The sequence below is a fragment of the Pseudomonas sp. 2995-1 genome, from assembly GCF_002742505.1.
Taxonomy (GTDB): Bacteria; Pseudomonadota; Gammaproteobacteria; order Pseudomonadales; family Pseudomonadaceae; genus Aquipseudomonas; species Aquipseudomonas sivasensis.
Map to the genome: position 1 here is coordinate 1 of NZ_LJSA01000111.1, position 249 is coordinate 249.

Annotated in this window: 1 protein-coding gene; it reads right to left on the reverse strand. The window is 36.1% G+C overall.

Translation table 11 applies throughout. The annotated features are described in order from the left end of the window. Positions 1-249 (reverse strand): hypothetical protein (locus AOA61_RS32655; protein ID WP_218197307.1); only part of this gene is annotated, 249 nt, incomplete at both ends.

Here is a 249-nt window from a genome sequence, read left to right on the forward strand (position 1 = left end):
TTGAGTGATAAGATCAAAGTACTCATCTAAAGTTCTAATTTCAGGATAACCATTTTCTTTAAGTACAGATCTTTGAATCCAGAATGCACCTTGGTCAATATTTGCCATTGGCTTATATTCGTTTACAGTTGCACCAAATGGAATCCAGAAAATTTCTCCATCCATTTTCATTTGGTCAAGGTATGGACCATACGCTTCTAGAATGTTAGGACCATGCTCTTCTAGTAAGTCATCTAGTGGAATGAATGC